This window comes from Arthrobacter endolithicus (assembly GCF_026627425.1).
In the GTDB taxonomy this organism is placed as follows: Bacteria; Actinomycetota; Actinomycetes; order Actinomycetales; family Micrococcaceae; genus Arthrobacter_M.
Map to the genome: position 1 here is coordinate 137,552 of NZ_JAPNLH010000006.1, position 19,102 is coordinate 156,653.

A 19,102-nucleotide genomic window follows, 5' to 3' on the forward strand; every position below is an offset into this window, starting at 1 on the left:
ATGGGCCATGCGCAGAACCGTTGCCGAACATCAGCTGGCGGTGCTGTCGCTGTTGAGTGACGCATGGGCCGGAAAGTTCGACGGCGGCACGCCGCTGCCGCTGATCGCGACGTTGGGTCGGGTGGCTGCGGAGAATCTGCTGGCCCCGCTGGATCTTCCGCCATTCGCCAACTCACAGATGGACGGGTTCGCGGTCAACAGCGCGGAGGTGAAGAGCCCAGACGTCAGCAGCCCGGACGTCAGCAGCCCGGACGTCAGCACCTCAGACGCCAACAGCTCCGACGGTGCGGGGGGCGCACATGGATCGGAGCTCGCGCTGGCCGCGGCCATCCCCGCAGGTGCCGTTCCGCCCGCGCTGCTTCCCGGCCAGGCGGCGCCGATCATGACTGGCGCCATGTTGCCGGTGGGCGCGGACGCTGTGGTCCCGGTGGAACGGGCCATTCCTCCGCTTTTCCCGGTCGTAGCACCGGGTTCCGGCCAAACCGTCGCGCTGCCTGCCACCGCGGCCGGGGCCTTTGTCCGTGCCGCCGGCAGCGACGTGCGCCGCGGCGAGCTCGTCATCAAGGCGGGGACGAGGCTGACGGCCGGGCACCTCGGCTTGGCCGCCGCGCTGGGACTGACGACGCTGTCCGTCCGGCGCCAACCCCGGATTCTGCTGCTGACCACGGGGGACGAGGTTGTCCTGCCCGAAACGTTGCCGCCGGGAGCCGAGCTTCCGGCGGGCAAGATCTATGATGCCAATTCGATGTTGCTGCAGGCCGCTCTGCTCGAGGGGGGCGTGGAAGTGCTGCCGGCGGGGCTGGTGCCCGATGATCCCGCGATGTTTCTGCAGACGGTCAGGGAGCATCTGTCCGCCGGCGGGGTGGACGCGATCGTGACCACCGGTGGCATCAGCGCCGGGGCCTATGAGGTGGTGAAACAGGGGATGGCCGGAGAGCAGGTGGATTTCGTCTCCGTGGCGATGCAACCCGGTGGCCCGCAGGGGCTGGGAACCTTCGACGGCGTACCCTTCCTGGGTTTTCCGGGGAACCCGGTGAGCGGGGTGATGTCCGTCGAGATGTTCCTGCGGCCGGCCCTGACGGCGCTCATTGGAGCTCCACGGCCACGGGTCAGGATCATGACGGCGCTGACCGAAGCGCTGACCTCGCCAGCAGGCAGGCACCAGATCCGCCGGGCCGTTTTCGAAGACGGGGGCGCTGCGGCTCACCCCACCGTCCGTCCCGAGGGCGGCCCGTCATCGCATCTGCTCGGTGCGCTTGCAGCGTCAAACGCGCTCATTCACGTCCCGGCCCAGGTAACGGACGTTGCCGCGGGGGAAGAGGTGGAAGTATGGCTGCTATGAGTAATTCACCGATCCCGCCGGAAGCCGCCCCGGACGACAGACAAACGCAGGCGCGTGCCGACGGCCTGACCCATTTGCGTGCCGATGGCCTGACTCAGTCGCGTGCCGATGGCCTGACTCATTTGCGTGCCGATGGCACGGCGCAGATGGTGGATGTTTCGGGCAAGCCGGAGACCACGCGGCAGGCCACTGCGCAGGCGGTGGTGACGACGACGGCGGCGGTTATGGCGCTGCTCGGGGCCGGCGAACTTCCCAAGGGCGACGCCCTGGCCGTGGCCCGGGTGGCCGGGATCATGGCAGCCAAGAAGACACCGGAGCTGATCCCGCTGTGCCACCCGCTGCCGATCAGCAAGGTCACCGTTGACTTTGAGCTTTCGGATTCCTCGATCACGGTGCAGGCGACGGTCAAGACGCGTTCCGTGACGGGTGTGGAAATGGAGGCATTGACGGCGGCGAGCGTGGCGGCGCTGAGTGTGTACGACATGATCAAAGCCGTGGATAAACATGCGGTCATTACGGATATCCGGGTGCTGGCGAAAAGCGGCGGCAAGAGCGGGGACTGGGCGCTGTGAACGCCGCCCCACGCCGGGTGGCCGGAATCGTCATTGCTTCCACCCGGGCCGCTGCCGGGGCGTATCCGGACGCCAGTGCCCCGCTGATCGGCGAATGGCTGGCCTCGCGTGGATTCGAGCTGCTCCCGGCGCAGATAGTGCCGGACGGAGAGAACGTCCACGATGCGCTGCAGAGGATGCTCAGCCAGCGTCCCGCCGTCATTATCACCAGTGGCGGCACCGGACTGAGCGCGGATGACCTGACGCCGGAGATGACGCGGCCGCTGCTGGAACGCGAGATTCCAGGCATCATGGAGGCGATCCGTGCGGCGGGGTCCGTCAAGACACCAACGGCGGCGCTGAGCAGAGGCTACGCCGGCGTCTCCGGACGGACCTTTGTGCTAAACCTGCCGGGCTCCGCCGGCGGGATTCGGGACGGATTGGCCGTCCTGGCGCCGATGCTGGAGCATATCTGCGATCAATTGGAGGGCAGTCATGAGCACTGAAATTATTACGGCACTGTTGAGTGCAGCTCCGATCAGCGTGGATAAGGCCATTGCCGCCGTCCAAGCCCCCGGCTGTGGGGCCGTGGTGAGCTTCAGCGGCGTGGTGCGCGATCACGACGGCGGCAAGGACGTGCACCGACTGGGCTACTCGGCGCATCCGAGCGCCGAACGGGTGATGGCTGATGTGGTGGCAGCTGTCGTGGCTGAATACGCCGCTGACCGCGCCAAGGACGGCCACAGTAGCGCAGACCAGGACAACGATCAGGTAAGCGCAGGGCCGAAAAACGCAGAGCACAAAAACTCAGACCAGGCGGATATCCGGATCTGGGCTGCGCATCGGGTAGGCCCCTTGGAAGTCGGCGACGCCGCGCTGGTATGCGCCGTGGCAACCCCGCATCGGCAGCTGGCTTTCAGCCTCTGCGATGCGCTGGTGGACCGGATAAAGGAGGAGGTGCCGATCTGGAAGGAGCAGTTCTTCGCGGACGGCACGGTTGAATGGGTCGGTGCCGGACAGGGCTCCGACCGCCGGTAAACTGGGCGGTATGACTGAATACGGGCGCAATATCCGCACTGACGAGTTCGCGGGTGACCGGCAGGACTCCGCCAAGCAGCCCGGTGGGTCAACGGGCGCTTTGGTGCCGGTGGCGGTGCTGGGTGCGCGCGGACGGATGGGGCAGGAAGCCGTCAAGGCCGTCGACGCCGCGCCGGACCTTGAACTGGTCGCGTCGCTGGGCCGCAACGACCCGCTGGAGACATTGTTGACGGCGGGTGCACAGATCGTCATCGACCTGACCGTTCCGGATTCCACCGAGTCCAACGTCAGGTTCGCCGTCGAACACGGCATGCACGCTGTCGTGGGCACCACTGGGTGGACGGATGAAAAACTGCATGCGCTGCGCTCCCTGCTGGCGGAGCATCCGGACACCGGCGTGCTGATTGCACCGAATTTTGCCGTCGGCTCCGTGCTGGCGAGCAGGTTCGCCGCTACCGCCGCCAAGTATTTTGATTCGGTGGAGATCATTGAGCTGCACCATCCGCGCAAGATCGATGCCCCCTCCGGAACGGCCCTGCGTACCGCGCGGCTGATCGCCGCAGCCCGCGCGGAGGCTTTGGTGCCGCCGTCGCCGGATGCTACCGAAACCGCGCTCGACGGCGCCCGCGGGGCTTCGGTGGCCGGCATCCGGGTGCACAGCGTGCGGCTGGCCGGATTGACCGCCCATCAGGAGGTGCTCCTGGGCGGATTCGGCGAGCAGCTGACCATCCGCCATGACTCGTTCACGCAGGCATCGTTCATGCCCGGTGTCCTACTCGGCGTGCGAACCGTCGCGTCCCGTCCCGGTCTGACCATCGGGCTTGACGGTTATCTGGACTTGGAGGCCTAAGAATGTCGAAAACAAAAGTCTGGGTCGGGCTCATCTGCCTGCTGCTGGTCCTGTATCTGGTGATCATGGTGCAGCGTGCCTTCCTGCTGCTCGCGGACCCCAACCTGACCTCTAAAGGCCTCGGTGCCGCGTATCTGGTGCTGCCGCTAGTGGGCGCCTGGGCCCTGGTCCGCGAATTGCTCTTCGGCGCGCGGATGGAACGGCTGGCGAAAATCCTGGAAGCGGAGGGCGGTCTGCCGGTGGATGACCTGCCCCGTACTCCCGGCGGCAGGATTGTCCGCGCGGCCGCGGACGCAGAATTTGCGAAGTATCAGCTGGAAGCCGAAGCTGCCCCGGAGAACTGGCGTTCCTGGTTTAGGCTTTCCTGCGCCTACGATGCCTCCGGGGACAGAACGCGGGCCCGCAAAACCATGCGTGCGGCCATCACCATGTTCCGCGCTGCCCCGGCCGCCGCAGACCGCTGACCGCAGCAACGGCGCCGTGTAGCGTATGAAGGAACATCCGTTGCAGACAGGAGTGCCGGCATGCGCGCCACAAGCATCATCACGAACCTTCGGGTGGCTGACGTTGAGGCAGCGAAGGGCTTCTACACCGGCTATCTGGGACTGAGTACCGAGGACTTCAACATGGGCTGGGTGGCACGTTATGTTTCCCCCGATACGGGAACGACCGTACAGCTAGTTACGCACGACGCAACCTCACCGGAAGACTCGGTCATTTCCGTCCACACGGATGACATTGAAGGCGCCTATGAAGAAGCTCAGCAACTCGGCTACGAGATTGTGTATCCAATAACTACAGAGTCATGGGGTGTGCGCCGGTTCTTCCTTAGGGCACCGGACGGTACCGTGATCAACATCGTGAACCACCGGGACTAAAACTCCCGGCGCAGGGCAATCAACCCGAAACGACGGTCCAGGATGTTGCGGCCAAGTTCTGGAAAACGATGCGGTCTTCGTTGGCCGGATTAGGGTGTCCGCAGGCCGCTGCTCGGTAAGCGTTGCGTCAAACCGGCGACGGACCGGGTAACGTTTTAGCCATGGCTGAGTCACAGACGCGCAATTTTCCCTTTGGGACGCTGGTAACCGCGATGGTTACTCCCTTTACCGCCGATGGTGCCGTGGACTATCGGCAGGCGGCCAAACTTGCCGGCAGGCTCGTGGACGACGGATGCGACGCCCTGGTGGTCACCGGAACAACCGGTGAGACGTCAACGTTGACGGATGACGAAAACCTCGGCATGTTCGAGGCAATCGTGGGCGCCGTCGGCGGCCGTGCCAAGGTAATCGCCGGGACCGGCACCAACGACACGCGCCACTCGATCAGCCTTTCCCAGCGTGCCGCCGCGTTGGGGGTGGACGGGCTGCTGCTGGTCACGCCCTATTACAACAAGCCGAGCCAGGCCGGAATTCAGGCGCATTTCGAGGCGGTGGCGGACTCGACTGAGCTTCCGGTAATGCTGTACGACATTCCCGGCCGCAGCGGTGTCCCGATCGCCACGGAGACGATTATCCGGCTGGCGGACCACCCCCGGATCCTTGCGCTCAAGGATGCGAAAGCGGATTTTTCCGCCGCGACGCGGGTGATGGCAAATACCGATCTCGACGTGTACACGGGCGACGACGGCCTGACGCTGCCCTGGATGGCCGCCGGCGCCGTCGGACTCGTCAGCGTTTCCGCGCACGTTGCCACGAAGAAATTCCGCGCCCTCATTGACGCGGCGCACGCCGGTGACTTTGCCACCGCCCGCCTCGTGCACTTTGAGCTGGATCCGGTGGTGCGGGCCGTGATGACTCATATCCAGGGTGCCGTGTCCGTCAAGCAGATTCTCAAGTGGCAGGGCGTACTATCCAATTCGGTGGTTCGGCTGCCGCTGGTGGAACCGGGCCAGGCCGACATTGACGTCATCAAGGCCGATCTCGCCGAAGCGGGAATGGAATTTTAACCGTTGGCTGACATCGGTGCGGTGCAGCCGGCTGCCAGCCGGGAAACTACGCCGCAGACATCCTTGGGCGGCCTGCGGATGCCGCCGCCGCTTGCTCCCGAGACGCTGCGGATTGTGCCGCTGGGCGGGCTGGGGGAGATCGGCCGTAATATGGCCGTCTTCGAAATTGGCGGGAAACTGCTGATCGTCGACTGCGGCGTGCTGTTCCCGGAGGAGACACAACCCGGCGTGGACCTGGTGCTGCCGGACTTCTCCTACCTCGAGAACAGGCTCCAGGACGTTCTCGCCATTGTCCTGACGCACGGCCACGAGGATCATATTGGGGCGGTCCCGTACCTGCTGCGGCTGCGTGCGGACATCCCGCTGATCGGCTCGCAGCTGACGCTGGCATTGATCGAGGCTAAGCTCGCTGAACACCGTATTAAACCCTGCACGCTGAGCGTTGCCGCCGGCGGCGTTGAACGGCTTGGCCCGTTCGAATGTGAATTTGTCGCGGTAAATCATTCGATTCCGGATGCGCTGGCCGTTTTCATCCGCACCGCTGGCGGGAACGTGCTGCACACCGGCGACTTCAAGATGGACCAACTGCCACTGGACGGCCGGATCACCGATTTACGTCATTTTGCCCGGCTAGGTGAAGAGGGCGTCGATCTGCTGATGGCGGACTCCACCAACGCGGATGTCCCCGGTTTCACCGCGTCAGAGCGGGAGATTGGCCCTACCTTGGACAGGTTGTTTGGGCAGGCCCGCAAACGAATCATCGTGGCCAGCTTTTCCTCCCACGTGCACCGTGTTCAACAGGTCCTCGATGCCGCCGCGCTGCACGGGCGTAAGGTCGCTTTTGTTGGCCGGTCGATGGTCCGCAATATGGCGATTGCCGCCAAACTGGGCTATCTGCACGTTCCCGGGAACGTCGTGGTGGACCTGAAGAACATCGCGGAGCTACCGGACAACAAGGTGGTGCTGATGTCGACCGGGTCCCAAGGTGAGCCGATGGCCGCCCTGTCCCGGATGGCCAACGGCGACCATAACATCGTCGTGGGAGCCGGGGACACGGTGATTTTGGCGTCCTCGCTGATTCCCGGCAACGAAACCGCCGTCTTCCGGGTGATTAACGGCCTGCTCAAGCTCGGTGCCGAGGTAATCCACAAAGGAACCGCCAAGGTGCACGTGTCCGGGCACGCCGCGGCGGGGGAACTTCTGTACTGCTACAACATTCTCCGGCCCCGAAACGTCATGCCGGTCCACGGGGAAACCCGGCATCTGATTGCCAACGGCAGGCTGGCGATGGCAACCGGCGTGCCGGCCGATCACGTCCTGCTGGTCGACGACGGCACCGTCGTCGATTTGTCCGCCGGCATCGCGAAGATCGTCGGCCAGGTGGAATGCGGATTCGTCTACGTCGACGGTTCATCCGTCGGCGCAATCACCGACGCGGATCTGAAGGACCGGCGGATCCTAGGGGATGAAGGCTTTATTTCGATCGTTGTGGTGGTCAACAGGACCACCGGCAAGATTGTCTCCGGTCCGGAAATCCACGCCCGCGGGGTCGCGGAGGACGATTCGGTCTTTGATGAAATCAAGCCCCGGATCGAAGAAGCCCTTCAGGAAGCTGTGCTGGCAGGCAAGGACCACACCAGCTATCAGTTGCAGCAAGTGGTCCGTCGCACAGTTGGATCTTGGGTGAACCGCCGGCTCCGCCGCAAACCGATGATTATTCCGGTGGTCCTGGAAGCTTAGGCACGAGCCGTCGAACCAGCGCGGGTGCGCGCACTATGCGCGCACCCGCGCTGGGTTGGCCGGCAGCTAGGGAGCGGTGCCGGTTGTCGTCACGGTGATGGGCTCGGACTCGTAGTAGCTCGCCCCGACCTTCGCCTTGACTATGAAGGTGTAGCGCGTGCCGGGAGTCAGGCTCCTGACCAGCTCGTGCGCGTTTGAGCTAAAGACGTCTAGCACGCCGTTCTTGAAGACCTGGTAGGTCGTCGCGTTCGGCACCGCGTTCCAGTAAAGGTCCGCGCTCGTGTTCGTCATTGTCGCCCGCAGGCCTGTGGGCGTGTTCGCGGTCCCTGCCGAGGACCCGGTGGTCACCTTCAGCGGCGCTGACTGGTACCAGACTCCCTTGACCGTTGATCTGACGGTAAGGGAGTAGGAGGTGTTGCTGCTGAGGTTGGAGATAAGTTGGCGTGTGCCCGTCAGGGATGCGTAGTACACGCCGTTCTTGAACACCTGGTAACCGGTGGCTCCGTTGACGGCATCCCACTGCAGGTCGGCGCTGGATCCGGTCATATTGGCCCGAAGATTCACGGCGACCGTCGACGACGCCGGCGGGGGAGTAGGCGTTGGCGTTGGCGTGGGCGTTGGGCTGGGCGTGGGCGTCGGCGTCGGGCCAGTGCCCGAATTTGCTGCGACGGAGGCCTTCAACGCCTTGATGAAGGACTCCTGCTTGCCGATCGGGGAGATGAGGCGCCAGTCGGTGCCGGGAGGGCTGGATTTCGCCGTGTCAAAGTACGCCATGGCCAGTGCGCCATACTTGACACCATCGGCGTAGGCCCGATCGATCCAGTGCTGGCCGTCCTTGCTGGTCAGGTTGTAGCCGTCGGTGTCGATGCCAAATTCAGCGACAGCCCATTTCACGCCCTTGGAATCTGCGAAGGCTTTGGTCATCGGGAAGAACTTTCCACCCTCATCCCAAGTCGTTCCGGTGCTCCCGTACCAGTTGTAGGGGTCGATTCCGATGCCATACGGTTTAGCTGTTTTCGGCCAGAACGCCTCGAATGTATAGATTTTTCGTGGATCGAAGGTCTCATGCCAGCCGCACAGGATGATCCAGGTGCGGATGTTTGGCGCGGTCAGTAGCGGCAGCAGCCGGTCCTGCATGGGGGCAAACCCGGCTGTCGGCTCGTCCGTCTCAGGTTCGTGGTGGATCGTCACCCACACCTGCTTACTGGGGTCGAGCTTGGCCAGCTCGGTGTTGAGGTTCTTCACCCAGCTGTCGGCGCACCCGTCAGCCGCTTGGACCCAGGTGCAGCCCCTGAGCTTGAATGACACCCAGGGAATGCGTCCCTTAGCCTGGTCTATCTTGATCTGGTTCATTGCTGCCGAAAGATCACCGGGAAGGACGTAATAGATCCGGTGCAGCCCCACATTCATGCCGGCCGCCTGCTCCAGCGGGGAGGGATCTTCATTGGCGTTGCCGATACCCATGATCGGGGCGGCTTGCGACACCTCGGCGACACGCTCCAGGGCGGGTGTTGGCGGTGGGGTAAATCCAGAAAGGGCTATCACCGCTGCTGCCGTCGCCGCAGCGGTTATCAAAGCAGATCTTATTCTGGGCATATTCCGTTCTCCTTAGACGTAGTAGGAGGACGACTGCCAGCCCGGTAGTGGTTCGGAATAGAACAACAAATCCCTGACCGACGAAGCTGGAGCGTCCGTTTCGAGACCAGGTATGAGAGCAAGCAACGCATAAAGACAGACATGGGAAAGCAACATGCCCACTTGCTCTTGCAGCAATCCCTTCTATCGGCAGGTTCCGCTCGGGCTTGCGCCGCCGGTCCCTGCCAATCGGTTGGTCAAATTCCCCCCTGAGTTACGTGCACCATAACGACAATGCCGACGAATGGGAATAGGAGGTGGTGTGCCGGTACGGGTAATTAGGCGTTGGCGCCCGGCCCAGGCCGCACGTGCGGCGACTTCGAGCCCGCAGATGCCCGCTCGTGCGCACAGCGGATTCACTGATGCTGTGCAGGAAACGGCGACCCGTCCGCGATGGCCAAATCCCGGGGTCCACTGGGTGCCCGGCTAAGCTTGTGGATATGGCGACTAGAACTTCCCCCGCCCGCCCGTCTGCCGGCCGTTCGGGCGGTACCTCCGGGCGCTCCCCGAAGTCCACCAACCGGCCGGCCTCATCAATTAAGCACTCGGGCACCCACCCGAGGTCACAGTCGCGCGCAAAAACGCCCGAGCCCGAACCGGAAAGCCGTCCCATCTGGCCGGCGCGGATCGTTGCGGCCTGTTGGCAAGGAATCGGGCACCTCATCGGGGGTGTTGCCCGCAGGATGGGGCATGATCTGAGTGCGCTGCCGCCGGAGGAACGCCGAGACGGCAGCGGTCTGTTCTTCGTGCTGCTGGCCGTCTTCATCGCGACCTTCGAATGGTGGGGGCTGACCGGCGGATTCGTTGATGGGGTACACGGTGTGCTGCGCGGTACGTTCGGCTGGTTCGCCGTCGTCCTTCCGCCGATGCTGCTGATCTTCGCCATCCGGGTCTTCCGGCGGCCCGCCGATGTGCGGGGGAACAATCGCGTTGCCATCGGCTTTAGCCTGCTGACCCTGGCCGGAACGGGCCTGGCCCACGTCGGTGGCGGCATGCCGGGGCCGGGCGGGGACTTCGCGGACCTGCAGGCCGCGGGCGGCATGCTCGGCTTCCTGGCCGGCGGGCTGTTGGCCGGCGTCAATGTCTGGCTCGCCGTGGCCGTCTGGTCCGTGCTGGCGTTTGTCAGTGTGCTGATCCTGACGGCTACGCCGTTCCGTGCGATTCCGACCCGGCTGCGTGCGCTGTACGAGGCCCTGATGGGGCAGTATCCGGACGAGGCGGCAGCGGACGCCGAGGGGCATGATCAGAGCTACCTCTACGACGAGGACGGCCAGGGGTCCGGGCGGAACACCGATGCACGGTCCGGCCGGAAAAAGGGCAAGGGGCTGTTCGGACGCAAGCGCGGGCCCGACGATGGCGCGCTGCTGGACGGTTACGTTGGAGACGAAGCCTTTGAGCGCGCACTGGTGGACGACGATGCCACTGACCCTGCGTCGTCGGCCGGCGCTGTTGCGGTACGGGCTGAGTTGGCGGTGGCTCCCGGAGTCCGCCGTCCCACCCAGGCGGAAATCGCCGCCGACAAGATCAAGGCGCGGCAAGGGCTGCCCACCAGTACGGATGCGGCTCCGGTGACGGAAACCATTTCTACCGTGGCTGCGGGCAGTGCCGGCGCGGGTTCGATTCCCACGGGTCCCGGTGCTGCAGGCACGGTGGCCGTACCAACGGTTCCGGTGCTGTCCCGGGTTCCAGCTGCGCAGCCGCCGATTCCGCAGCGCACCGAGCAGCTCTCGCTCGCCGGGGACGTCACCTACACGCTGCCCGGTGCCGAGCTGCTGGCTCCAGGCACACCGCCGAAGGAACGCTCCGAAGCCAATGACGCCGTCGTCGCCGCCCTGACCGATACGCTCACCCAGTTCAACGTGGACGCGCAGGTAACCGGCTTCTCCCGCGGGCCCACCGTGACGCGCTACGAGATAGAGCTCGGTTCCGGCACCAAGGTCGAGCGGGTCACGCAGCTGTCCAAGAACATTTCCTACGCGGTTGCCAGTGCCGACGTCCGCATTCTCTCGCCCATTCCGGGCAAGTCCGCGATCGGGATCGAAATCCCCAACACGGACCGTGAAACCGTCTCGCTGGGGGATGTGCTGCGGAGCCAGAACGCGCGCCGCAATGAGCATCCGATGGTGATGGGCGTCGGCAAGGACGTGGAAGGCGGCTTTGTGGTGGCCAACCTCGCCAAGATGCCGCACCTTCTGGTCGCCGGGGCCACCGGCGCCGGCAAGTCCTCGTTCGTCAACTCGATGATCACCTCCATTCTAATGCGGGCCACCCCGGATGAGGTGCGGATGGTGATGGTGGACCCGAAGCGCGTGGAACTGACCGCGTATGAGGGTGTCCCGCACCTGATCACGCCCATCATCACCAACCCGAAGAAGGCCGCCGAGGCGCTGCAGTGGGTGGTCCGGGAAATGGACACCCGCTACGACGACCTCTCCAACTACGGCTTTAAGCACATCGACGACTTTAACAAGGCGGTGCGCGCCGGCAAGGTGCACCCACCGGTGGACTCCAAGCGCGTCGTCAAGCCGTACCCGTATCTGCTGATTATTGTGGACGAACTCGCGGACCTCATGATGGTCGCCCCGCGCGATGTCGAGGATTCGATTGTCCGCATCACTCAGCTGGCCCGCGCGGCCGGCATCCACCTGGTGCTGGCCACTCAGCGTCCCTCCGTTGATGTGGTGACCGGTCTGATCAAGGCCAACGTCCCCTCCCGCATGGCGTTCGCGACGTCCTCGGTGACGGATTCCCGCGTCGTCCTGGACCAGCCCGGCGCGGAGAAGCTGATCGGCCAGGGCGACGCGCTCTTTTTGCCGATGGGTGCCTCCAAGGCCATCCGGGTGCAGGGGGCCTGGGTCACGGAATCCGAAATCCACCAAGTGGTCGAACATGTGAAGGGCCAGTTGCAGGCGGTCTACCGCGAGGACGTTGCGGTCGAGGCGCCGAAGAAACAGATCGACGACGACATCGGCGACGATCTGGACGTGCTGCTGCAGGCCACCGAGTTGGTGGTGACTACACAGTTTGGCTCCACCTCGATGCTGCAGCGCAAGCTCCGCGTCGGCTTTGCCAAGGCCGGCCGGCTGATGGATCTGCTTGAGTCCAGAGGGGTAGTGGGGCCCTCTGAGGGGTCCAAGGCCCGCGACGTGCTGGTCAAGCCCGATGACCTCGCAGCGACTTTGGCGGCCTTGCGCGGGGACGACGCCCTGGTCCAGTCCCCGGTCAACCCCTCCACAGCGGCACTGGCGGAGAACGCGAATGCGAACCACGGCTACGGCCCCGATCTGGTGGCGGATGACCTTGCCGCCCGTACTCAGGCGGTGGAGTACTACGACGGCGCGGATGTGCCGTCCGAGGAGGACGACGACGGCGACACCGACGCTTGGTCCCTGACCGGGCGCTGAGGGAGGCACCGGCGGGTCCCTCGGCGGGTAGCGGCTCCCGCCTCCCACCGGCCGAGGGCCGCCGGCGGGTCCCTCGGCGGGTAGCCTTAGACGGTGAGCGAATCGACGGCGCCGGTTGCGCAGCTATGGAATTTACCCAACATCCTGACGATGTTGCGGATTGTGCTGGTGCCGTTCTTCATCTGGTTCCTTCTGGCCGATAACAGCGCGGAGGGGATCTGGCGCTGGGTAGCCGTTCTGGCGTTCGCCGTCGCAATTTACACGGACAAGCTCGACGGCGATATCGCCCGCAAGCGCGGTCAGGTGACTGATTTCGGCAAAATCGCCGACCCGATTGCTGACAAGCTGCTGATTGGCTCCGCCCTAATAATTCTTTCGGTGCTCCAGGAACTGCCATGGTGGGTAACCATCCTGATGCTGGTGCGCGAAGTAGGCATTACCCTGTTGCGCTTTGTGGTGATCCGGTACGGCGTCATTCCGGCCTCCCGAGGGGGGAAGCTCAAGACGGTGCTGCAGACAGCGGCAATATTCCTTTATTTGCTGCCGCTAAGCACGATTGCCCCATGGCTGGGGATCGTGGCCTTCGTCGTCATCCTTGTCGCCCTGCTGGTCACGTTGGTCACCGGCGTCGACTACATCGTTCAGGCCTTCCGGTTGCGGACGGCAGCAAAGGCGGGGCACTCGTGATTATTTTGGATCTTCCGCGGATTATTGCCGATGCAACGGCTACCGGACTGAGCGTGGCCACGGCGGAGTCCCTGACCGGGGGGATGGTAGCCGCGGCGCTGATCCAGGTTCCGGGCGCATCGGGCATGTTCCAGGGCGGGGTCGTGGCGTACCAGAATTCCGTCAAGTCCGCGGTCCTCGGCGTCAACGCCGAACTGCTGGACAGCGCCGGGGCCGTTGATCCTGAAGTGGTCCGGGAAATGGCGCTGGGGGTGTGTCGGATCACCGGTGCCAGAGTGGGCGTATCCACCACCGGGGTCGCCGGTCCGGAACCGCACGGCGGAAAGTCAGTAGGCAGTGTTTACATCGGTATAGCGCTCGACGGCGTGGCCCAAGCCTACGAATACCACTTCGCAGGTGTCCGCTCCGACGTCCGGCAGCAGGCCTGTGATGAGGCATTGTCCCTGCTGCAGCAAGTGGTGGCGCAGGTCCGGGAACAAAACCCGTGACCTAATAGTTAGTCATAATGAAAGCGGGCAGGGGAGTTCCGGTCTTAGGATTGGATGACCAGCCCGCCGACACGGCTACCGGGCAACGCCGGTAGCTGTACCGAACAAAGAGGGAGTAAGGCGATACCGATGGTGAAGCAACCCGTATCCGTAAACGGCGTAGTGCGCTGGCGGGATGTGGGTTTGGCCGAGGCTAAGCACGAGCAGAAAGAGCGCAAAATGGTTGTTTTACGCCATGAAATCGGCGATGTTTTGCGCGATGTCCGTCAACGCCAGGGTCGTACCCTCCGTGAAGTCTCACATAACGCGCGTGTTTCGCTGGGTTATCTCAGCGAAGTTGAACGTGGGCAGAAGGAAGCGTCCTCTGAGCTGCTGTCCTCTATCTGTTCGGCCCTTGAGGTTCCGCTGTCACTGATGCTCCGGGAGGTCAGCGACAGGCTGGCCATCGCCGAGGGTGTCTCGATCCCGGACACCGTCCCGCAAGAGTTCTCGGCCCGCTATGGCAGGGACCTGGGCGAGGAAATCTCCACTGAACTGAGCAAGGATCTCCTGTCCAACGCGTTCTAGTTTTATAGTACTTAACTCAGAAGGGCCCGACACCGCTGGTGCCGGGCCCTTCCGTGCCTGCACGCTCATTGACACAATGGGGGCATGGAAAAGCTCAGCAGCGCACAGATCCTCGATGCCGGACTGGCTGATTGGCGTAAGCTCGCCCAAGCCCTGCACGGCCGGTTCCTGACCGGAGACTTTACCGGCGGCCTGGCCTTTGTCACGGCCGTGGCCAGGGCCGCCGAGACAGCCAATCATCATCCCGAGGTCACGCTGACCTACCCGTCGGTGGAGGTGAAGCTGATCAGTCACGACGCCGGCATGGTCACCCGCCGGGACCTCGACCTTGCTGCGCGGATCAGCGAGATCGCCCGTGAGCTGGGGATCATCGCGGACCCGAGGGCCGTCACCGAGCTCGAGCTCGCGTTGGATACCGCCGACCTCGCCGCCACCGGGCCCTTTTGGGCCGCCGTCCTCACCGGAAACCGCGCCGGGCTGCGGGGCGATGACGTCGTTGATGCCAGTGGTCAACTACCGTTGCTCTGGTTCCAGCACACAGAACCACATCAGGCTCCGCGTCAACGCTTCCACCTCGATCTATGGCTCCCGCACGACGTCGCAGAGGAGCGGATCGACGCCGCGGTCGCCGCGGGTGGCCGCGTGGTCGACGATTCCCGAGCGCCGGCCTTCGTTGTCCTGGCTGATCCGGAGGGCAATAAGGTGTGCCTGTGTACGTTCCTTGATCGGTGAAAAATCATTAAACGACCCAGGCGACAGGTGCAGGGCCCGCTAGAGGGGTGACTGCGGCTCCCGGACCGTTTCTCTGCGTAGGTCTTTAGGCACGCGGACCGCAAACTCCTGGCCGTAATCTTCATTGAGCTTGGACATCAGCTCGGCCAGATCGAGCAGTTGTGCTCGGGACCAGTGCTGCAGCTGGGAGCGAAAGGCGTCCTTGCGGGCCGAATGTACCGCCCGCATCCGTTCGGCTCCTCTTTCGGTCAGTAAAATCGCCTGTGCCCTGCCGTCCAAGGGGTCGGCTTCCTTGCGGACCAGCCCGATGGATTCCAAGAATGCCACCTGCCGGCTGACCGAGGGCTTACCCACCCCGATGCACGCCGCGAGATCGGTCAGCCGCATGGAACCTTCGCGGACCAAAATGGTCAAAAGGCCATAGGCTGCCGGTTCCAGCTCCGGATGAACACTGCGGGAGAGGTTCAGCGAAACCGAGCGGGCGCGGCGCCACAGCAGCGTCAATTGACGTTCGACGGCGTCGACGGCGTCGTCGTCGTCGACGGGCTGCGCTTGCGGCTGGGCTTGCCGGGGGTGGGCCAGATCGGCTCCGGGAGGCGCGGTGTCGGCCGGATGCGAGCCAGGGGCTGAAGCAGTCATTTCTTCATTGTAGATCGGGGGACCGTGAGAGACTCTAAGAGTGCGAATAAGCGATTTTTGGCGTTTGATGGATGACGAATTCGGTGCGGGCTATTCCCGGGTTCTAGCCCGGGATCTGGTGTTGAACACGGCGGGCGGACGCAGCGCGCAGGAGGCTCTTCAGGCGGGGCTGGATCCCCGGTCGGTGTGGCTGGCGGTGTGCCAGATGCAGGATGTTCCGCTTGATCGTCGATTGGGCAAGGATACCCCGGCAACGTGACACGCCCTCTTTTATACTCGAAGATTTGTTCGTATGCGGATATCCTGTAGAGGGTGACTATGGCACGCATTCCGTTCGGTTGTTGTCCACACCCGGGAGCCTCCCGCTCAAAATGTCGGTGGCCTGGACTAGCGTCTCAATTGACGGATATGGCAAAACCAGAAATGGCAAAAAAGGAAAGACCGAGGTGAATCATGGCAGCTCCGGCAGACCGTGAAAAAGCACTGCAAGCAGCACTGGCGCAGATCGACAAGCAATTCGGCAAGGGATCGATCATGCGGCTGGGGGACGAGGTCCGCGTTCCGATCGAGACCATTCCGACCGGCTCCATCGCGTTGGACATCGCTCTGGGCATAGGCGGCCTGCCGCGCGGACGGATAGTGGAAATCTACGGGCCCGAGTCCTCGGGAAAGACGACCGTGGCCCTGCATGCCGTGGCCAACGCACAGAAACTCGGTGGAATTGCGGCCTTCATCGACGCCGAACACGCCCTGGACCCTGACTACGCCGCCAAGCTGGGCGTTGACGTGGACGCGCTTCTCGTTTCACAGCCGGACACCGGTGAGCAAGCCCTGGAAATCATGGACATGCTGATCGGCTCCGGGTCGTTGGATATTGTCGTCATCGACTCGGTCGCAGCGCTGGTGCCGCGGGCCGAAATTGAAGGTGATATGGGTGACAGCCATGTGGGTCTGCAGGCTCGCTTGATGAGTCAGGCGCTCCGAAAGATAACCGGCCGGCTGAGCCAGACCAAGACCACCGCTATATTCATCAACCAGCTGCGCGAAAAGATCGGGGTCTTCTTCGGCAGCCCGGAAACCACCACCGGCGGCAAGGCGCTGAAGTTCTATGCCTCCATCCGCATCGATGTACGCCGTATACAGACGCTGAAGGAAGGCTCGGACGCGGTGGGCAACCGCACCAAGGCCAAAATCGTCAAAAACAAGATGGCTCCGCCGTTCAAGATCGCCGAATTCGACATTATCTATGGCCAGGGCATCTCCCGCGAGGGTGGCATCATCGACATGGGCGTGGAGCACGGCCTCATCAAGAAATCGGGTTCCTGGTTCACGTATGACGGCGATCAGCTCGGCCAGGGCATGGAGAATTCCCGCCGGTTCCTGCGCGATAACCCTGAACTGACCGAAGAGCTGGAACGGCTGATCAAGGAAAAGCTGGGCGTCGGGGTCAAGCCAGAGGCCGCCGAGGATGCCGAACCCAAGCTCAAAGCCGTCGACGGCTTTTAGGCAGGACACGAGTGACCGGTAACCGGGGGCAGGCCGAAATGGACCCGGATGCGGATCCGGCCGCCGTGGCGCGGGCGATCGTGCTGCGGCAGTTGACGAGTTCGGCCAAGAGCCGGTCGCAATTGGCCGGCAAACTCGCTGAGCGTCAGATCCCCAAGGACGTCGCTGATGCGGTGCTGGACCGGTTTGAAGAAGTCCGACTGGTTGACGATGCCGAATTCGCCCGGATGTGGGTCCGCAGCCGGGCGCAGACGCGTTCCTTGGCCCGTGGGGCTCTCCGGCGGGAGCTGACGCAGAAGGGTATTTCCGGGGACTGGGCTGAGCAGGCGCTCGAACAACTCACGGACGATGACGAGCAGCGCTCGGCCGCTGCGCTGGTACGCCGCAAGCTCCGTCCCGAAATGGCGCTTGCGGACGGTGCGGAAAGGGACAAATATGTGCGCCGCCTGGTGGGCATGCTCTCGCGCAAGGGTTACGCCCCCGGTTTGGCGTTCAGCATTGTGACGACGGAAATTGATGCTTATGGGGACCGGCCCCAGCAGGACTAATGACGGCTGCGGGGAACCGGTGCAAGCTACGGTTATGCTGGTCGAGATATGTTCACGTCCACCGCTTGGTTGAGAGTCATGAGTACAGCGGCCCTGCTGGCCGCTGTACTGCTGTCCGGTGCCGTGCTACCCGTCGCTTTGGCCGGACGGGCCAGCGCCGATGAGGCAACCCCGCCGAGTGGATTTCCGACTTGGCAGGATGTTCAGACGGCGAAACAAAACGAATCCGCCAAAGCCTCCGAGATCACGAGGATCAACGCGCTGCTGGACGGGTTGCAGGGGCAGGCAGACCAGCTCGGTAACGCCGCCGTTAGGGCCGGAGCCAGTTATGCCGAGGCGAAAGCCGGGCTTGACTCCGCCAGCGCCACGGTGGATTTGCTCGCCGCAAAGGCGCAGAGTGCAGGCACAGTTGTGGCGCAATACAAGAAGGAAGCCGGGACCTTGGCGGCGCAAAGTTACAAATCCGGCGGCTCAAGCCTTGGCCTGTTTGCCGCCCTCGACGCGCTGGGAAGCAAGGACGGTCTGCAGCGTCTGGATGTTTTGGGTATTGTCACCGACAGGACGACCGCCCTGTACAACAAGTCCACGGCGGCTCAGGGCACGGCCACGTCGCTGGCCGACCAGGAAAAGGTGGCCCGGGCCGAGCGGGAGCGGCTCGCCGGCGAAGCCCAGCATCGGCTTGATGACGCCGCGGCGGCGCGGTCAGCCGTGCAGGCACAGGTTCTTCTCCAACAACAGCAAAGCGTGCAGCTCGTGGCTGCGCTGGCGTCCCTGAAGGACTCCACTGTTGCCACCGAAGATCAGTACCGCCAGGGCCAGGTGGCCATGGCAGTTTACGAGGCGGCGCAGCAGGCCAAGCGGGCGGCGGCCGAGGAGCAGGCACGGCAAAAGGCCGCTGCCGCAGCTGCTGCCACGCAGTTGGTGACCAGCAGCAGCGCCCCAAGCCCGGCCGGGACCGGGGGCTCCGGCCCTCCTCGGGCGCCGGCCTCCGGAACCTCAGGCTCTCCCGATGGCGGAAGCACCGGCAGCAGCGGGTACATTCCCGTGAACGTGTTGCTGCCGAATATCCCGGGAAACCAAATCAATGATCCCGCAGGGGCGAAGGCCTACGCCTCGGCCCGCTTGGGGGCGAACGGCTGGGGACAGGATCAGTTCCCGTGCCTGGTGCAGCTGTGGATCCAGGAATCCGGCTGGCTGACCAATGCGACTAATCAGTCCAGCGGGGCCTATGGCATTGCCCAGGCACTGTTGCCGAGCAAGTACGGCTCGCAGGGCAGCGATTGGCTGACCAGCTACCGGACACAAATTGACTGGGGCTTGGGGTATATCCGGGACAGATACGGATCCCCCTGCGGAGCCTGGGACCACGAGGTCTCCCACAATTGGTACTGACAAAAGCCACTGGTTAACGACCACCGCGGCGCAGGTCT

The 19,102-nt window shown here is 63.9% G+C and carries 20 protein-coding genes; 18 read left to right on the forward strand and 2 right to left on the reverse strand.

Annotation, left to right across the window (positions count from 1 at the left end):
- Positions 1-7: 7 nt before the first annotated feature.
- From OS914_RS07315 to OS914_RS07355, 9 genes are all read left to right on the forward strand, one after another.
- On the forward strand, positions 8-1,342 hold the full coding sequence (locus OS914_RS07315) for a molybdopterin molybdotransferase MoeA (protein WP_267545389.1): 1,335 nt from the start codon (positions 8-10) through the stop codon (positions 1,340-1,342).
- 146 nt (positions 1,343-1,488) lie between these two features.
- Positions 1,489-1,914, forward strand: coding sequence for a cyclic pyranopterin monophosphate synthase MoaC (gene moaC / locus OS914_RS07320; RefSeq protein ID WP_420713892.1), 426 nt, complete (start codon positions 1,489-1,491; stop codon positions 1,912-1,914).
- Positions 1,902-2,399 (forward strand): MogA/MoaB family molybdenum cofactor biosynthesis protein, encoded by a 498-nt coding sequence (locus tag OS914_RS07325; protein WP_420713893.1) that lies wholly within the window; start codon positions 1,902-1,904, stop codon positions 2,397-2,399. The genes moaC and OS914_RS07325 overlap by 13 nt, the downstream gene beginning before the upstream one ends.
- A complete protein-coding gene (locus OS914_RS07330) occupies positions 2,389-2,931 on the forward strand; it encodes a molybdenum cofactor biosynthesis protein MoaE (RefSeq protein ID WP_267545392.1) in 543 nt (180 codons plus the stop codon). Before OS914_RS07325 ends, OS914_RS07330 begins: the two co-directional genes overlap by 11 nt.
- Before the next feature lie 10 nt (positions 2,932-2,941).
- Positions 2,942-3,781, forward strand: coding sequence for a 4-hydroxy-tetrahydrodipicolinate reductase (dapB, locus tag OS914_RS07335; RefSeq protein WP_267545393.1), 840 nt, complete (start codon positions 2,942-2,944; stop codon positions 3,779-3,781).
- Between the two features lie 2 nt (positions 3,782-3,783).
- On the forward strand, positions 3,784-4,245 hold the full coding sequence (locus tag OS914_RS07340; RefSeq protein ID WP_267545394.1) for a hypothetical protein: 462 nt from the start codon (positions 3,784-3,786) through the stop codon (positions 4,243-4,245).
- Positions 4,246-4,305: 60 nt separating this feature from the next.
- Complete coding sequence (locus OS914_RS07345; protein ID WP_267545395.1) at positions 4,306-4,659, forward strand: VOC family protein; 354 nt, start codon at positions 4,306-4,308, stop codon at positions 4,657-4,659.
- Positions 4,660-4,820: 161 nt separating this feature from the next.
- The gene (dapA, locus tag OS914_RS07350; protein ID WP_267545396.1) at positions 4,821-5,726 is read left to right on the forward strand and encodes a 4-hydroxy-tetrahydrodipicolinate synthase; all 906 of its coding nucleotides are present in this window, start codon (positions 4,821-4,823) and stop codon (positions 5,724-5,726) included.
- A 78-nt stretch (positions 5,727-5,804) separates the two neighbouring features.
- Positions 5,805-7,466, forward strand: coding sequence for a ribonuclease J (locus tag OS914_RS07355; protein ID WP_267545475.1), 1,662 nt, complete (start codon positions 5,805-5,807; stop codon positions 7,464-7,466).
- Between the two features lie 66 nt (positions 7,467-7,532).
- Here OS914_RS07355 and OS914_RS07360 read toward each other — a convergent pair whose 3' ends face one another.
- Positions 7,533-9,062: a fibronectin type III domain-containing protein gene (locus tag OS914_RS07360; protein WP_267545397.1), complete on the reverse strand. Its 1,530-nt coding sequence runs from the start codon at positions 9,060-9,062 to the stop codon at positions 7,533-7,535.
- Positions 9,063-9,541: 479 nt separating this feature from the next.
- Here OS914_RS07360 and OS914_RS07365 point away from each other — a divergent pair, with 479 nt between their 5' ends.
- The 5 genes from OS914_RS07365 to OS914_RS07385 all read left to right on the forward strand — a co-directional run bounded on the left by OS914_RS07365 (position 9,542) and on the right by OS914_RS07385 (position 14,979).
- On the forward strand, positions 9,542-12,505 hold the full coding sequence (locus tag OS914_RS07365; protein WP_267545398.1) for an FtsK/SpoIIIE family DNA translocase: 2,964 nt from the start codon (positions 9,542-9,544) through the stop codon (positions 12,503-12,505).
- A gap of 93 nt (positions 12,506-12,598) precedes the next feature.
- The gene (pgsA, locus tag OS914_RS07370; RefSeq protein WP_267545399.1) at positions 12,599-13,192 is read left to right on the forward strand and encodes a CDP-diacylglycerol--glycerol-3-phosphate 3-phosphatidyltransferase; all 594 of its coding nucleotides are present in this window, start codon (positions 12,599-12,601) and stop codon (positions 13,190-13,192) included.
- On the forward strand, positions 13,189-13,680 hold the full coding sequence (locus OS914_RS07375) for a CinA family protein (RefSeq protein WP_267545400.1): 492 nt from the start codon (positions 13,189-13,191) through the stop codon (positions 13,678-13,680). The genes pgsA and OS914_RS07375 overlap by 4 nt, the downstream gene beginning before the upstream one ends.
- Before the next feature lie 129 nt (positions 13,681-13,809).
- Entirely contained in the window at positions 13,810-14,247 is a 438-nt protein-coding gene (locus tag OS914_RS07380; RefSeq protein ID WP_324290628.1) for a helix-turn-helix domain-containing protein, read from the forward strand.
- A gap of 84 nt (positions 14,248-14,331) precedes the next feature.
- A complete protein-coding gene (locus OS914_RS07385; RefSeq protein ID WP_267545401.1) occupies positions 14,332-14,979 on the forward strand; it encodes a 4a-hydroxytetrahydrobiopterin dehydratase in 648 nt (215 codons plus the stop codon).
- A 39-nt stretch (positions 14,980-15,018) separates the two neighbouring features.
- Here the strand turns inward: OS914_RS07385 and OS914_RS07390 are convergent, their stop codons facing one another.
- On the reverse strand, positions 15,019-15,618 hold the full coding sequence (locus OS914_RS07390) for a MarR family winged helix-turn-helix transcriptional regulator (RefSeq protein ID WP_267545402.1): 600 nt from the start codon (positions 15,616-15,618) through the stop codon (positions 15,019-15,021).
- A 40-nt stretch (positions 15,619-15,658) separates the two neighbouring features.
- On the opposite strand from OS914_RS07390, the gene OS914_RS07395 reads away from it, so the two are divergent.
- The 4 genes from OS914_RS07395 (at position 15,659) to OS914_RS07410 (ending at position 19,064) form a co-directional block, all read left to right on the forward strand.
- The gene (locus OS914_RS07395; RefSeq protein ID WP_267545403.1) at positions 15,659-15,877 is read left to right on the forward strand and encodes a DUF3046 domain-containing protein; all 219 of its coding nucleotides are present in this window, start codon (positions 15,659-15,661) and stop codon (positions 15,875-15,877) included.
- A gap of 194 nt (positions 15,878-16,071) precedes the next feature.
- On the forward strand, positions 16,072-17,124 hold the full coding sequence (recA, locus tag OS914_RS07400) for a recombinase RecA (protein WP_267545404.1): 1,053 nt from the start codon (positions 16,072-16,074) through the stop codon (positions 17,122-17,124).
- Positions 17,125-17,162: 38 nt separating this feature from the next.
- Positions 17,163-17,672 (forward strand): regulatory protein RecX, encoded by a 510-nt coding sequence (locus OS914_RS07405; RefSeq protein ID WP_267545477.1) that lies wholly within the window; start codon positions 17,163-17,165, stop codon positions 17,670-17,672.
- 78 nt (positions 17,673-17,750) lie between these two features.
- Positions 17,751-19,064, forward strand: a complete 1,314-nt coding sequence (locus OS914_RS07410; protein WP_267545405.1) for a coiled-coil domain-containing protein — start codon at positions 17,751-17,753, stop codon at positions 19,062-19,064.
- Positions 19,065-19,102: the final 38 nt, after the last annotated feature.